The 14,199-nt window shown below is 61.6% G+C and carries 12 protein-coding genes; 6 read left to right on the top strand and 6 right to left on the bottom strand.

What is annotated here, in order from left to right; genetic code table 11:
• Nucleotides 1-36 precede the first annotated feature (36 nt).
• Nucleotides 37-921, top strand: coding sequence for an alpha/beta hydrolase (locus AMK02_RS27355; RefSeq protein ID WP_064807883.1), 885 nt, complete (start codon nt 37-39; stop codon nt 919-921).
• On the opposite strand, the gene AMK02_RS27350 is transcribed toward AMK02_RS27355, so the two are convergent.
• Entirely contained in the window at nt 879-1,508 is a 630-nt protein-coding gene (locus AMK02_RS27350) for a TetR/AcrR family transcriptional regulator (protein ID WP_064807882.1), read from the bottom strand. The two genes, AMK02_RS27355 and AMK02_RS27350, sit on opposite strands and share 43 nt — an antisense overlap.
• Nucleotides 1,509-1,678: 170 nt before the next feature.
• On the opposite strand from AMK02_RS27350, the gene AMK02_RS27345 reads away from it, so the two are divergent.
• A complete protein-coding gene (locus AMK02_RS27345; RefSeq protein ID WP_064807880.1) occupies nt 1,679-4,144 on the top strand; it encodes a beta-glucosidase in 2,466 nt (821 codons plus the stop codon).
• Nucleotides 4,145-4,376: 232 nt separating this feature from the next.
• A complete protein-coding gene (locus AMK02_RS27340; RefSeq protein WP_064807878.1) occupies nt 4,377-4,850 on the top strand; it encodes an Hsp20 family protein in 474 nt (157 codons plus the stop codon).
• 311 nt (nt 4,851-5,161) lie between these two features.
• On the opposite strand, the gene AMK02_RS27335 is transcribed toward AMK02_RS27340, so the two are convergent.
• Together AMK02_RS27335 and AMK02_RS27330 are read right to left on the bottom strand one after the other, a co-directional pair.
• Nucleotides 5,162-5,698 carry an OmpA family protein gene (locus tag AMK02_RS27335; RefSeq protein WP_064807876.1) on the bottom strand — a complete coding sequence of 179 codons (537 nt, stop codon included), beginning with the start codon at nt 5,696-5,698 and terminating at the stop codon, nt 5,162-5,164.
• A 14-nt stretch (nt 5,699-5,712) separates the two neighbouring features.
• Entirely contained in the window at nt 5,713-6,387 is a 675-nt protein-coding gene (locus AMK02_RS27330) for a L,D-transpeptidase (RefSeq protein WP_064807874.1), read from the bottom strand.
• Between the two features lie 382 nt (nt 6,388-6,769).
• Here AMK02_RS27330 and AMK02_RS27325 point away from each other — a divergent pair, with 382 nt between their 5' ends.
• From AMK02_RS27325 to AMK02_RS27315, 3 genes are all read left to right on the top strand, one after another.
• Nucleotides 6,770-8,944 (top strand): TonB-dependent siderophore receptor, encoded by a 2,175-nt coding sequence (locus AMK02_RS27325; protein WP_064807872.1) that lies wholly within the window; start codon nt 6,770-6,772, stop codon nt 8,942-8,944.
• A 4-nt stretch (nt 8,945-8,948) separates the two neighbouring features.
• Nucleotides 8,949-9,734, top strand: a complete 786-nt coding sequence (gene fhuF / locus AMK02_RS27320) for a siderophore-iron reductase FhuF (protein WP_064807870.1) — start codon at nt 8,949-8,951, stop codon at nt 9,732-9,734.
• A gap of 208 nt (nt 9,735-9,942) precedes the next feature.
• On the top strand, nt 9,943-10,683 hold the full coding sequence (locus AMK02_RS27315; protein ID WP_064808007.1) for a metallophosphoesterase: 741 nt from the start codon (nt 9,943-9,945) through the stop codon (nt 10,681-10,683).
• A gap of 98 nt (nt 10,684-10,781) precedes the next feature.
• On the opposite strand, the gene fhuB is transcribed toward AMK02_RS27315, so the two are convergent.
• Genes fhuB through AMK02_RS27300 form a run of 3 tightly spaced genes read right to left on the bottom strand, consistent with a single transcriptional unit; the run spans nt 10,782 to nt 14,100 of the window.
• On the bottom strand, nt 10,782-12,746 hold the full coding sequence (fhuB, locus tag AMK02_RS27310) for a Fe(3+)-hydroxamate ABC transporter permease FhuB (protein ID WP_064807868.1): 1,965 nt from the start codon (nt 12,744-12,746) through the stop codon (nt 10,782-10,784).
• Nucleotides 12,746-13,576, bottom strand: a complete 831-nt coding sequence (locus tag AMK02_RS27305; RefSeq protein ID WP_064808005.1) for an iron-siderophore ABC transporter substrate-binding protein — start codon at nt 13,574-13,576, stop codon at nt 12,746-12,748. Before AMK02_RS27305 ends, fhuB begins: the two co-directional genes overlap by 1 nt.
• 32 nt (nt 13,577-13,608) lie before the next feature.
• Nucleotides 13,609-14,100, bottom strand: coding sequence for a GNAT family N-acetyltransferase (locus tag AMK02_RS27300; RefSeq protein ID WP_064807867.1), 492 nt, complete (start codon nt 14,098-14,100; stop codon nt 13,609-13,611).
• Between the last annotated feature and the right edge of the window lie 99 nt (nt 14,101-14,199).

The following is a 14,199-nucleotide window of genomic DNA, read 5'->3' as shown; positions in this document are numbered from 1 at the left end:
GAAGGATGGGCCTGCCGAGATCAAGGAGTGGATGGCATGCGGGACTACGCGAAAGAATTACCGGAGCACAGGACAAGATACATTGGCGAGAACGACCTGTTCCTGGAAATCTTTCCTGGGAACAACCGCCTGGATGAGGCCGATCGACCGCCCCTGCTTTTCATTCATGGCGCCTTCACCGGCAGCTGGATGTGGAGCAAATATATTCCGCACTTCATGGCGGCGGGATGGGACTCCTACTGCATCAATCTGCGAGGTCATTACAAAAGCCGGTCGGTGGATTTTACGACGGTCGAATTCGAGCACTATCTGGACGACGTTCGTGAGGCTATTTCCGCTATCGCCGAGCAACGTGCTGCCGCTCCTGCCGTAATCGGCTTCAGCATGGGCGGAATTCTCAGCCAGAAACTGGCGGAAAGCGTTGGCATTGCCGGGCTGGTGCTGATCGATTCCAGCATCTCCAGGCAGGTGCATGACGAGGTGCCTTACCAGGATCTTGCGCCTAAGATACCTGGCGTCATTATTCCCGCGCCGGTGCGTGACGAGCAATCCAGCCCCGACGAAACTCCCGACGATATCGCCTTCCAGCGGAAATACCTGTCCATGGAATCCGCCAGAGCCTTCGGTGCCTTTTCCTTTCATTTTGGAGCCGAGGGGATTTCCGTCGACGGCGGCAAGATCACCTGCCCCAGCCTGGTCATCTCGGCTGTCAATGACGAAGTCGCCGACCGGCGAGGGCAGGCGATGGCGCGGCACATCGGCGGCGAGTATCTTGGTCTCTGGGGCACGACGCATACCGGCTTGCTGGTCGGGCAGAGATATTACGAACCCGTCAGCCGCATCATCAGTTGGCTCACGCGCTTCGATGAAGAGGGAATTCAGCCCTCGAGGCCGAGGCTCGCCAGCAGGCGGCCCACATAAGCTTCCAGGCCGCCGACCATATCGAAGCGATCGGGATCACGCAGCCACAGCATCTGCAGACCGTCCATCACGGCGATCAACTCGGCGGCGGTGGCCTTGCTGTCGATCCCTTTGTCGATCGAGCCATCGGCGATCGCCCGCTCGAAGGTCGCGGCGATATCGTTCTGCATCTCCGTGGTGCGAGCGAGAAACCACGCCTTGGCGGGGTGGTCCTTCATCAGGCTCTCGGCATTCAGAATGGCGAAGGCTCGGATGACCTCGATCATTCCGGCATTGCGGCGAAAGATTTCGACCATGCCTTTCAGCAGGCCGCGGAGATCGGAGCGATAATGCCCGATAAAATCGGCGCTATCGAGGTCGCGCTTGGCGAGGATGGCGAGCAGCAGATCGACCTTGGTCGGAAAATGGTGCAACAGGCCGGGCAGCGACAGGCCGACATCCCGGGCGATATCGCCGATCGCGGCATTCTGGTAGCCGTCTTCGGCAAAGCGCCGCATCGCCGCCGCCAGGATCTCTGCGCGGCGCTCTTCTCCCTTGCGCGAACGGCGCCGTCGCTTCTCGTCCTGTTCCACCTTCTGCTCTGCCATCGTTTCTCCCGTCGGCCTCTTTTAAATGCAATACGCCGTTCCGCAATGCTCCGGCCGATATCTCCTCTGCTTCCTTCCTACATCAGGTCCGTCAGCTTGACATCTTAAAAATACCGAGTAATCGGTAGGTTTAACAGGCGCGATGCTCGCGGTCTTTTGGGGAGGTTCGCATGATCGATTCCATTCTCGACAGGATGACGCTCGAAGAGCAGGTCTCCTTGCTGTCGGGCGCCGATTTCTGGACGACCGTGCCCGTCGAGCGTCTCGGCGTGCCGAAGATCAAGGTGACGGACGGGCCGAACGGCGCCCGCGGCGCGGGCTCGCTGGTCGCCGGCGTCAAGGCGACCTGCTTTCCCGTGGCCATCGCGCTCGGCGCCAGCTGGAATCCGGATCTCCTCAGGCAGATGGGCGCTTCCCTTGCGCGCCAGGCCAAGAGCAAGGGAGCGGCCGTGCTGCTCGCGCCGACAGTGAATATCCACCGCTCCGGTCTCAACGGCCGCAATTTCGAATGTTATTCCGAAGATCCGATGCTGACATCAGAACTCGCCGTCGCTTATATCGAGGGCGTGCAGAGTGAGGGTGTTGCCGCAACGATCAAACACTTCGCCGGCAATGAATCCGAGATCGAGCGGCAGACCATATCGTCAGACATCGACGAGCGGACGCTGCGCGAAATCTACCTTCCGCCCTTCGAGCAGGCGGTGCGCCGCGCCGGCGTGATGGCCGTCATGTCCTCCTATAACCGCCTCAATGGCACCTATACGAGCGAGCATCACTGGCTGCTGACCAAGGTACTGCGTGAGGAATGGGGCTTCGACGGCATCGTCATGTCCGATTGGTTCGGCTCGCATTCGACAGCCGAGACGATCAATGCCGGCCTCGATCTCGAAATGCCCGGCCCGGCGCGCGACCGCGGCGAGAAATTGGTTGCAGCCGTGCGCGAGGGCAAGGTGGAAGCAGCGACGGTGCGTGCGGCAGCACGACGCATGTTGCTGCTGCTCGAGCGGGTCGGCGCATTTAGGAGCAAACCCGATCTTACGGAGCGGGCGGTTGACTTGCCGGAAGATCGGGCGCTGATCCGGCGTCTCGGCGCCGAAGGCGCGGTGCTCCTCAAGAACGACGGCATGCTGCCGCTTGCCAAGACGTCGCTCGACCGGATCGCCGTCATCGGACCGAATGCCGTCACCGCTCGCGTCATGGGCGGCGGCAGCGCGCAGATCGCGGCGCATTATACGGTGAGCCCGCTCGAAGGCATTCGCGCGGCTCTTTCCAATGCCAACAGCGTCAGCCATGCCGTCGGCTGCCGCCACAACCGCCTGATCGACGTGTTCAAGGGAAAGATCACCGTCGAATATTTCAAGGGGCGCGGCTGCAAGGGCGATCCGCTTCATGTGGAGACCGTCGACAAGGGCGAGTTCTTCTGGTTTGAGCTGCCGTCGGGCGAACTCGACCCCGCCGATTTCTCGGCCCGCATGGTGATGCAATATGCGCCGGAGGAGAGTGGCGAACATATCTTCGGCATGACCAATGCAGGGCTGGCGCGACTCTTCGTCGACGGCCGATTGACCGTCGACGGCCATGAGGGCTGGACGCGCGGCGAGAATTATTTCGGCACCGCCAATGACGAACAGCGCGGCGGGGTGAGCCTGGAAGCGGGCCGGTCCTACGAAATCGCTGTCGAATATGAACCGGCCATGGCGAGCGAGGAGGGCATCAACCTTATCGCCATCCGCTTCGGTGTCGAAAAGCCGCTCGGCGACGCCGATATCGAGGCCGCCGTCGAAAGCGCCCGCAATGCCGACGTGGCGCTGCTCTTCGTCGGCCGCGACGGCGAGTGGGACACGGAGGGACTTGATTTGCCCGACATGCGGCTGCCGGGCCGGCAGGAGGAGCTGATCGAGAAGGTCGCCGCCGCCAACGCCAACACCGTCGTCGTGCTGCAGACCGGCGGTCCCATTGAGATGCCTTGGCTCGGCAAGGTCCGCGCCGTGCTGCAGATGTGGTATCCCGGCCAGGAAGTCGGTAACGCCGTCGCCGACGTGTTGTTCGGCGACGCCGAGCCGGGCGGCCGCCTGCCGCAGACCTTCCCGAAAGCGCTTGCCGACAATTCCGCCATCACAGGCGATCCTGCCGTTTATCCCGGTAAGGACGGGCATGTGCACTATGCCGAAGGCGTCTTCGTCGGCTACCGCCATCACGATATCAGCGCCGTCGAACCTCTCTTCCCCTTCGGCTTCGGCCTTAGCTATACCCGCTTCCGTTGGGGCGAACCGCGACTCTCCGCAGGAGAAATGGATCCTGAAGGCATAACCGTCAGCATTGACGTCACCAATACAGGCGACCGGCCAGGCTCGGAGCTGGTTCAGCTCTATGTGCGCTCGCCGTTAGCCAAAGTGGAACGGCCGGACAAGGAACTGCGCGCCTTCGCAAAGCTGTCGCTGCAACCCGGCGAAACAGGCACGGCCGTCATGAAGCTTCTGCCGCGCGATCTGGCCTATTTCGATATCGAGGCCGGCGCCTTCCGGGCCGAACCGGGTGGTTATCAGCTGGTCCTGGCGGCGAATGCCGCCGACACAAGATCCGTGATCCACCTGCCGTCGCCAGCCGGCTACGTGCTGCCACCGTCGATCGCATGACCCACGTCGAAACGGTCAGGCGTCATCGATTTAGGTGAATGAAAACAGTGCTCAAGAGCTTTTCCGGCCTGCCGGATGAAGCAGGCTGAAATTTTAGATTCTCCTCTTGAATCGAAAATCGTGCGAAACCAGATCATTTTCGTCGGCAGCGCAAAAGCGGGCCGATGAGTAGTGCGGAGACGCAGGTTTGCGACGCGTCTCCATCCCATGTTGCTTTACGGAGGATATGGCTATGAGAAACGAACTTGACTTCGCCCCCCTTTATCGGTCCAGCATCGGCTTCGACCGTGTCTTCAATCTCCTGAACAATGCGCAGCGCCTGCAGGCGATTGATGCCTGGCCGCCCTACGACATCGTCAAGACGGGCGAAGACGACTATCGCATCCAGATGGCAGTGGCCGGCTTCGCCGAAGGCGACCTCGACATCACCCAGGAGCGGAACGTTCTTCTGGTGAAGGGGCAAAAGGCGGCCGACGGAAAGGACGGCGAATATCTGCATCGCGGCATCGCCGGGCGCGCATTTGAACGGCGCTTCGAACTCGCCGATCACGTCAGGGTCGAGAATGCCTCGCTGAGGCATGGTATTCTCTCGATTGCGCTGAAGCGTGAAGTGCCCGAAGCCATGAAACCGCGCAAGATCGTTATCGGTGACGGCTCCTTTCAGCAGGCGCCTCTTCAGATCGAATCCGAGCGTCAGGTGGCTTAAGGAGAGCCTCTCCATGAAGTCCCGGATAAAGCCGTTCATCGTAGAGATCAGGAAACGTCGCGGAAGCAGCGCAAAAAACGCGGCAAAGTCTCTGTTTTCGAAATCGTTAGGCAAGCTCCGCAGCGCGGACGCGGTTTCTGAAGCGCGATCCTGAACAGGGCTTCCATGTCAATCGGGGCCGGCGCCATGTGGCCGGCCCTTGTGCACGAACGAGGTGGACTGAGTTTGTTCTCCCCTCGAACTCTCTTGCCGCAAATCCCGGCCTAACAAGCTTGGCCCTCCGTTCGGCCCTCCTGCAGGTCCACCTGCAATCAGACTGCATCAGGCTGGGTGCGCAGATTGGTGACAACGCGCCGGTTCTGCACCTTGCAGGAGCGCTCTGTGCAGTCGCGGACTTCGCGGTCGCTGCCGTAGCCCTTGGCCCACATGCGCTTGGGGTCCACGCCCTTCGAGGCCAGATAGGCCATCGCCGCATCGGCCCGTTTCTGCGAGAGCGTCTGCATTTTGGAGGCGGAGCCGGAGTCGTCGGCAAAGCCCTGAAGCTTGAGCAGCCAGGTCGGGTTCTTGTTGAGCCAGGCCGCCTGATTATCCAGAGTGGCCATGGCGACGGAATCGAGCGCGGCGGAGTCCTGCTTGAAGTAGATCCGTCGGCCGACATTAAGAATGAAATCCTCCTCGCTGCCCAGCGCGACATTCTCGAAGCCGGGGGCGGGGTCGTTGGTCTGGCCGGTCATCGGCACCGCGGCGGGTTCTTCCAGGGAGGCGACCTCGGTGGTGGAGCAGGCGGCGAGCGCCAAGAGCATGGCTGCGCCGGCAAGGCGCTTGGTGTATCCGATCATCGCAGACATAGGGGTGATATTCCTCATTCGACCGGAGTTGTTTCGCTAACCTGCGTGGCGCCCTCAGCCTGGTCGGCAATATGCGGCAGAACCTGTACAGCAGTGCCGATGGGGCAGCGCTGATAAAGATCGATGGCGTCTTCATTGAACATGCGGATACAGCCGCTGGAGGCATCTTTGCCGATGCTCCATGGCTCCAGCGTGCCGTGGAATCGATAGCCGGTGTCGACGCCGTCGCGATGCAGATACATGGCGCGGGGGCCAAGCGGGTTCTTCGGTGAGCCACCCGCGACGAATTCCGGCAGTTCGGGATGGCGCTTGCGCATCTCCGGCGGCGGCGTCCAACGCGGCCAGAGCGATTTGGCGTCGATGGTGGCGCGGCCAAACCATTTGAAGCCTTCGCGGCCGACCCCGACGCCATAACGGATGGCGGTCTTGTTCTCCATGATCAGATAGAGAAAATGGTGCCTTGTATCGACGACAACGGTGCCGATCGGCTCGCTGCTGAAATATTTGACGACCTGGCGATGCCAGCGCCTGTCGATTTTGGCGAAATTGGTGCTGCGAAACGTCACGCCGTTGTCGATGGCTGGGCCGTCGAAATAAGAAGCTGCCGCGGCGGCTGCCGGTTTGCTGACGGCGCCGGTCCCAAGCAACGCCAATCCACCGAGCATAATACTCCTGCGGGTCCACACCATCGGCTAAATCCCCCCTGAAAGCCAACAAGCGAAGTGCAGTAAACCAGATTTTTTATTTGCCTCAATAGAAAACTCCTCTCCCTACCAAGATCGATAGAGAATCTAGGGTCGCCTGATGCTGTATTGCTTCGGTCGTTACTCCGGGCGGGAGAATGTTATGCCGACTGCGTACGGATCCGGAAATCGACAGGAGGCGCGGCGGGAGCCTGAATCGCAGGTGCCCGTGCCAGCGTTCCAGTGTCGATGCTGCGTGCAACCTCTTCGCGAACGGCCGTCACCGCCAGATCATCGAATAAAAGATGACAAAAATAATCACCTTATGTTGACAAGCTCTATTTCGCTCCATAGGTTCCGCCCGCATCCGTGACGTAGGGACCAAGCAATGGCGCGTGTTTTTTTGAATGTTTCTAATAATGTATCGCGAATTTACAGAGACAGCCTTTTTGCGACGACCGCGATCGTCCTGATCGGCATTGCAGCATCGCCGGCCGCCGCCCAGAGCGCCTCCGCAGGTGACACCGCGACGACACTGGAGCCGATCGTCATTCAAGGTGCAGCCTCTGATAGCAAGACCGACCGGACGTCGGTCGCCGCCAAGAACAGCGCGAGTGCGACCAAGATCAGCACGCCGCTCGTCGAGACGCCGCGTTCGATCTCGGTCACCACCGAGAAGGAAATCGAGCAGCGCGGCGCGCAGTCGGTCATCGAGGCGGTTCGTTATACGGCCGGCGTGACGACCGGACCGAACGGCTTCGATCCGCGTTTCGACCAGATCTACATTCGCGGCTTCAACATCACGACCGTCGGAGACTTTCGTGACAGCCTGCGCCAGCCCTATATCAATTACGGCATGTTCCGAACCGATCCCTATCAGCTGCAGCGCGTCGAGGTGATTAAAGGACCGGTTTCGGTTCTCTATGGCGCGGGATCGCCGGGCGGCCTCGTCAATAAGATCTCGAAGCTTCCGACCGAGGAGCCGATCCGCGAAGTCGGCATCACCTACGGCACCAAGGATCGGGTGCAGGGAATGTTCGATTTCGGTGGGCCGATCAGCGAAGACAACGACGATTTCCTCTACCGCATCGTCGGCCTCGCCCGGCGGGGCGACACCAATTTCGACATTGCCGACGACCGCTACTTCCTGGCGCCGTCCTTTACCTGGAAGCCAGACGAGGGCACGACCTTCACGGTGTACGGTCTGGCGCAGTCGGACGAGACCGACTCCAACGTCGGCGCGATCACGACCTTGGACGGGAAGATCCACGAGCTCAGGGAGAGCGATCCCGACTACGACTACCAGAAGGTCAAGCAGCAGCAGGTCGGCTATCAGTTCGAGCATGAATTCGACTACGGCCTGACCTTCCGGCAGAACCTGCGCTATTCGCATCTCGATCTGGAGGCTCGCTATCTCGGCGTGACCAGCTGGACCGGGACTGTCGCGCATCGTGGCACAAATGCGATCCGCGACGAAATGAACGTTTTCCAGGTCGACAACCAGCTCGAAGCGAAGTTCGACACGGGCCCGTTGGCCCATACGATGCTGTTCGGGCTCGACTACACCAATCTCCAGTCGAGCTTTGGCTACGGCGCCGGCGCTGCCGATCCGGCGTTCGACTTCGATATCGCCAATCCGACCTATGGTGTCTCGGGCGCCACGCCGGACTACAGCATCCTGGCTTCCGACGCCGACATGCGGCAGGTCGGCATTTATGCGCTGGACCAGATCGAGGTCGGAAATTGGCGGTTCAACCTCGGCGGCCGGCAGACCTGGGTGAACCAGACGCGCGATGCGACTTTGCCCGCGGTCAGCTCGGAGGAGGTCGATAAGAACGCCTTCTCCTGGCAAGCCGGTGCCCTCTATCTCTTCGACAACGGCATTGCTCCCTTCGTCTCCTACGCCACCTCGTTCGATCCGGTGACCAACCGTTCGACCTCAGGCAAGATCCTGGCGCCGACAGAGGGTGAACAGTACGAGGTCGGTGTGAAATACCAGCCGCCGGGCTCCGACATCCTGCTGTCGGCCGTTGCCTATCACATCGTCGAAAAGAACAAGCCGGTGCTGGTCGACCCGCTGTTGTTTGCCTATGGATCGATCGGTGAGGTGACCGGAAAGGGTATCGAACTGGAAGCCCGCGCGGCGGTAGCCGATGGCTGGGATCTTATTGCGGCCTACACCTACAACCATTCAGAAGTGACGGGAGGCGGCGAAAACGAGGGCAATACGCCAGCCCTCACACCTTCGCATGTCGCCAGCCTCTGGGCCAACTACACGTTCCAGGAAACCAACCCCTTCCATGGCCTTTCCGTCGGCGCGGGTGTTCGTTATGTCAGCGAGAATTGGACGGATACGGCGAATACGTCAAAGAACCCCTCGAGCTTCTACATCGACGCGTCCGCCGCTTATGATTTCGGCGCGGTCGACAAGAAATACGAAGGCCTGACTGCGGCCTTCAATATCCGCAACATCGCCGATGAACGCGATACCGTTTGCAACGAGGGCTTCTGCTACCTCGGCCAGGGTCGCAACATGACCGGCACCCTGAAGTATCGGTGGTAGCACCATGGCGGCGGAGATGAACGGGGCGGGCTCACGCCCTTCGATCGCCGATCATCCTGTCGCCCACCAAGCCGTCGACCTCGACGGCTTGGTGGGCGATGGCCCGTTCGCCTATTGCCGCGGGAAGCTGCTTGCCTCTCCGCCGCCGGCCGGGATTGTCATTCCCTGCAGGGATCTTGGCGACCGGGACGTCTTTGACGGCATCATCGCGCGCTATTCCGAAAAATTCCCGGGCAGCGACCGCCGCGCGATCGTCTCCATGTGGACGCTCTATTATTTCAGCATGCTGACGATCGCGCCGACCGTCCATATGTTGGTAAACCGCATCGCGCTGCCGCTGGAGATGGACCGGCTGTCGCTGATCTGCAGTGAGCAGACAGGTGAACCGGAAGCATTCGTGATGTCCGATCGGCCGGAGGCTGCGGCCGATCCGGCTGCCGAGCTTCACCGGCTGATGCTCGGCCATGCCGAACCGATCATCGCGGCGATCGCGGCCAATGCAGGCGTGGCGCCGAAGCTTCTCTGGAACAATGCCGCGGCATATCTTTCCTGGATCCTGAAAGAGATCGCCCACCGCCACGAGCCCGCTCTCGTCGAAGGCGGTCTGGCGCTGCTTGACGAAGCCGCATGGCCATGCGGCCGGCGCAATCCGATGTTCGGCATGATCCGCATCGCGCGCCAGCAATGCGGCCTCGAATTTGCTCGCCGCAAAGTCTGCTGCCTGCGCTATAACCTGCCCGGCGTCGGCGGCTGCGGGGAAGCCTGCCCGCTGCCGGACGGGCGGCATTGAGGCACCCTCATCAGAACTGCGCACAAGTTAGCTCACATGGTGCGAGAGAAGCATGGTGTTTCCAGGACTTGAGAAAAGCGGGGAAACGCTCCGGCAACCAAGCCGCGTCAGATTTGTGATGCTCAGGACCCTCAGACGGTCCGATTGCCTTGCCACCTTGGCGACTTTTAGTATGCCTTTCAAAAGACACCAGGCAAGGAAGCACGAAATGGCCATTGCTCATTCCGAATGGTTACCCGCCATTCGCGAAATCGATCCGAATGTTGCAGTGTGTGCAATAGGAGACGTTCATGGATGCGCCGAGCTTCTGGCGGAGATTCATTTTGGGCTTGCCCGGGAAATTGACCTGATCGCGCCAAACGCCGCTCATTGTATCCATTTGGGCGATCTGATTGATCGCGGTCCGGAAAGCATACGTGCTCTGAAACTGGCGATGGACGGTATTCCCGGCGTTGAGAGCCACACGCTCTTGGGTAACCATGAACACCGCCTGCTTCAACTGCTCGAAATGTCAGATGCTGGGATGATGGAACGCTGGTTGAAGAACGGTGGAGTAGAGTTTTTTGAGGAATTGAGTGTCGATCCGACTGGCCCCTGGGAACAGGCGATGACAAAGGAGCTGGGCGAGCAGCTTATGGGATGGCTGTGCTCTTTGCCTCTGAAACTGCAGTTTGAAAAGCTGCTCTTCGTTCATGCGGGCCTAGACCCTCACATGCCGCTAGAATGTCAGGATGCCGAGACGCTCGCATGGATTCGCGAGCCTTGGCTGTCTTCGGAGGGACCATATGAGAATGGTCTGGCTGTCATTCATGGTCATACACCGATTGCCAAGGCCGCCCTTGGTAACCCGCATAAAATCAATCTGGACACAGGTGCCTGTGAAACGGGTGTTCTCAGCGCACTGCTAATCTATGGCGATAAAATGAAGCTTTTGCAGACCGGCAATTAACGGGTCTGGCGTCGTTAAGAATCCTCGCTTTCGGCTGTCGGCGCGGACATATCTCTGTCGTGGGCAGCTTTGACGCGGCTAAGCTCCAAGCCAGCTCGTCATGCCCGCCGCCGCAGCACGATCAGCAGCATCGGGGCTCCGACCAGGGCCGAGATCAAGCCGGCCGGCACTTGATAAGGGAAGGCGAGCATACGGCCGGCCCAGTCGGCGATGACGAGCAGGGTTGCGCCTATGAGGGCGGCGGCGAGAAGCTGGGTGGAAGGCCGGCGAAGGCCGAGACCGTGGGCGAGGTGCGGCGCCATCAACCCGATGAAGCTTAAGGGGCCGACAACAAGTGTGGCGGCTGCCGTCATGATCGCCGAGAGCCCGAACAGCACCGCGCGGGTGGGGACGATCCGGAGGCCGAGCTCGCCTGCTGCCTCCGGCCCGAGCTGCAGCAGCGCCAGCCATCGGCTGGCGAGAAAGGCGGCGATGAGGCAGGCCAGCGCAATCGACAGGGCGCTTGCGGCAACCGCATTGTCGACGAAATAGGTCGAGCCCGCCATCCAGCGGATGAGCGCAAGGCCACGGGGATCGCCGCTTGCGGCAAGGACGCCGATCCCGGCGTCGAGCATTGCGCCGAAGGCGATGCCAGCGAGAAGAACGCGGTTCGGACCGAAGCCCGAACGGGCGCTCAAGAGGAAGATCAACAGCAGTACGCAGAGCGCTCCGCCGCCGGCAAACGCAAGCTGGACCGTCAGCCCCGGCGCGGCAAAAGCGAACATAGCGGCTGCGACACCGAGCGTCGCCCCGGCCGATACGCCGAGCACCTCGGGGCTTGCCATTTCGTTTCCGGTCAGCCGCTGCAGGATCAGCCCCGTCACGCCGAGCACCGTTCCGGCACCGAACGCTGCGGCGACTCGCGGCAGGCGGAGGGGGAGGGTTTCGCCCCATGAGGCGGCGGGCAGCCAGGCCCAGTTTCCGTCGGGTGCACGGCCAAAGAAGATCGCGACAATCGCCAGTGCGACAACGGAGGCGAGCAGCACGACGAGGGGGGACGCTTTGCTGCTGACCGCGAGCCGTGGGGAGGTCATGGCGGGCAGCGTGCGTGAGGCTGTCGCAAGGCGTGGCAGAAGCGCAATCAGGATCGGCCCGCCGAGCAATGCCGTCACCGCCCCCGTCGGCACGAAATCACCGGGAGCAAGAAGCTTAATGGTCTCGTCCGTCAGGAGGAGAAGGCCGGCGCCGGCGATGGGTGACCAGATCAACTGGCTGAGGATGCGTCTGGCGCCGGCCAGCCGGACGATCTGCGGGGCGACCAGCCCGATGAAGCCGATGACGCCGACGGCGCTGGTGACGAGAGTGCTCAGCGCAATCGCGATCGCCAGGATGAAGCCCCGCGCCCATTTGATCGGCAGGCCGAGGCTGGTCGCGCCGGCATCGCCGAGCTGGCTCAGCGCCAGCGGCCGTGTGGCGAGAAGGGCAAGGGCGGCGAGCAGCGCGACCTTCGGCAACAGCGATAGCGGGATCGCCCAGCTTTGCTGCGAGAGCGATCCGGCGCCCCAGATGAAGATCCCCGAGAGATATTGATCGTTCATAAGAATGAGGATCGCCGCCGCTGCCCCGCACCAGAGGCCGATGATCATGCCCGAGAGGATGAGGGAAAAGGGCGAAAAACCGTGCCGGGCGCTGATCGAAAAGATCGCGAGGGCTGCAGCGGCACTTCCCGTCAGTGCGACCGCGTCTCGGCCCCATCCCGCCAGCGAGGGAAAGGCGAGCATGACGGATACCAGCGCCAGATTGGCGCCGGCTGAGACGCCGAGTGTCGTCGGCGAGGCCAGCGGATTGCGCAGCACCTGCTGCAGGATCGTTCCCGAGAGTGCGAGCGCGGCTCCCGCGATCAGCGCCGTCGCCATGCGCGGCAGCGTGGAATAGACAAGCAGAAGGTGCTGGGCGTCGTAACCGCCTGTCGTTTCGAGATGCGGCAGCGCCGGCAGGAGATCGAGGACCGCCAGGCTGATGCCTGAAAACAGCAGCAGCGCCGCAAGTGCCGGCGCGCCGAAGCGGGAATATTGAGGCTTCATCAGGCGGCAGTCTCCAGAACATCGACCATCAGGGTCGAAAAGCGCAGCGCTTCCTGGACCATTCCAAACATCAGGACGCCTGGAACGACCGAGATCCGCTGCCGCCGGACGAAGGGCAGGCTGGTCCAGAGCGGGCTTTCGGAAAGCCGGGTCAGGACATCGGGCGGAAGCAGCGGCGACACGACGACGAGGTGGCCTTCTTCATCGAGTTCGGCGAGCTGCTCCAGGCCGATCGTCTGAAATCCCCAGTAGCTCGCCTCGCCCTTCCAGGCATTCTCCAGGCCGATGCGTCTCATGGCGCCGCCGTAAAGCCCGGGGCCGCTATAGATGCGCGCATGCCTTTGGTCGATGAAATTGATGACGGCGACAGGCGGTGCGGACACGCTTTTCACCCGCTCGCGCAACCGCTCGAACGTGGCATCGGCATGGGAGAGAAACGCCTCCGCTTCCCGCTGTCGCCCGATCATAGCGCCGAGACGCAGCGTTTCGGCGTAGGAGCGGTCGAGCGCATCGCCGTTCTCGGCATAGACGGTGAAAGTCTCCACGGGCGCGATGCGGGAGAGCTTTTCATCCAGCGCCGCCAGGAAAAGCGTGCTGAGGATCAGCGATGGCCGGAGGCTGGTGAGGACTTCGAGATTGATCTCCGACGTGGTGCCGACATCGACGACGCCTGGCGGCATAGACGGCTCGACAACCCATTCCGACCAGTTCCTGAGCGAGGCGATCGCACGCGGCACGCTGCCGAGCGCCAGCATCGTCGATGCCAATCCGTAATCGAGCGAAACGACGCCGTCATCGCCGGCGTGCACAATGACGGGCGCGCCCGCTATCGCCAGCGCGCCCAGAAGAAAGTCCCGTCGTCTCAAAGCGCGGTCTCGCTCGGCTGATTTCCGGCGAGCGGCTTGACCATGAATAGGCACGGATGATCTTCATGCCGGAGCTTGGCAAACACCTCCGCTCTGACGAAGCCGTTCCGGTCATAGAAGCGCCGCGTCGCCTCGAATTGCGGTTCGTCGCGGCCGCGCGGCGCCAGCGTCTTGACCGTCAGCAGCCGGGCGCCCGATTGATGGGCGAAACGTTCGGCCGCATCGACGAGATGCCGCCCGGCGCCGCGGCCGTGATATGCGGGCCGGGTCGCAATGAGCGCGATCTCGACGGCATCAGGCAGGTGCGGTTTCAAGGCGATCAAGGCGGTAACGACGTCCGCTTCGATATAGCCGAACACCGGCAGGTCCTCGACCGCCTCGGCGCTTGCCTCGATGACTTCGGGTTCCGAAAACCACTCCGGCAAAGCCCCCATGATCGATCGGCAGAGCTCCGCCTTGCCGGTCAGAATCTCGACTGTTCGTCCCATTTTTTTCTCGCCTTCGTTCGGTCGATTTAAACTTGACTCCTGTTATCACCTTAAAATAGACACTGCAATCACATCGTGTAGCTTCCTGCGATAAAGGAA

Source organism: Rhizobium sp. N731 (assembly GCF_001664145.1).
Lineage (GTDB): Bacteria > Pseudomonadota > Alphaproteobacteria > Rhizobiales > Rhizobiaceae > Rhizobium > Rhizobium esperanzae.
This window is presented reverse-complemented; position numbering and strand designations above follow the sequence as displayed.

Coding starts and splice junctions, on each gene's coding strand:
- AMK02_RS27355 (WP_064807883.1), top strand. CDS start 37: ATGCGGGACTACGCGAAAGAATTACCGGAGCACAGGACAAGATACATT.
- AMK02_RS27350 (WP_064807882.1), bottom strand. CDS start 1,508: ATGGCAGAGCAGAAGGTGGAACAGGACGAGAAGCGACGGCGCCGTTCG.
- AMK02_RS27345 (WP_064807880.1), top strand. CDS start 1,679: ATGATCGATTCCATTCTCGACAGGATGACGCTCGAAGAGCAGGTCTCC.
- AMK02_RS27340 (WP_064807878.1), top strand. CDS start 4,377: ATGAGAAACGAACTTGACTTCGCCCCCCTTTATCGGTCCAGCATCGGC.
- AMK02_RS27335 (WP_064807876.1), bottom strand. CDS start 5,698: ATGTCTGCGATGATCGGATACACCAAGCGCCTTGCCGGCGCAGCCATG.
- AMK02_RS27330 (WP_064807874.1), bottom strand. CDS start 6,387: ATGGTGTGGACCCGCAGGAGTATTATGCTCGGTGGATTGGCGTTGCTT.
- AMK02_RS27325 (WP_064807872.1), top strand. CDS start 6,770: ATGGCGCGTGTTTTTTTGAATGTTTCTAATAATGTATCGCGAATTTAC.
- fhuF (WP_064807870.1), top strand. CDS start 8,949: ATGGCGGCGGAGATGAACGGGGCGGGCTCACGCCCTTCGATCGCCGAT.
- AMK02_RS27315 (WP_064808007.1), top strand. CDS start 9,943: ATGGCCATTGCTCATTCCGAATGGTTACCCGCCATTCGCGAAATCGAT.
- fhuB (WP_064807868.1), bottom strand. CDS start 12,746: ATGAAGCCTCAATATTCCCGCTTCGGCGCGCCGGCACTTGCGGCGCTG.
- AMK02_RS27300 (WP_064807867.1), bottom strand. CDS start 14,100: ATGGGACGAACAGTCGAGATTCTGACCGGCAAGGCGGAGCTCTGCCGA.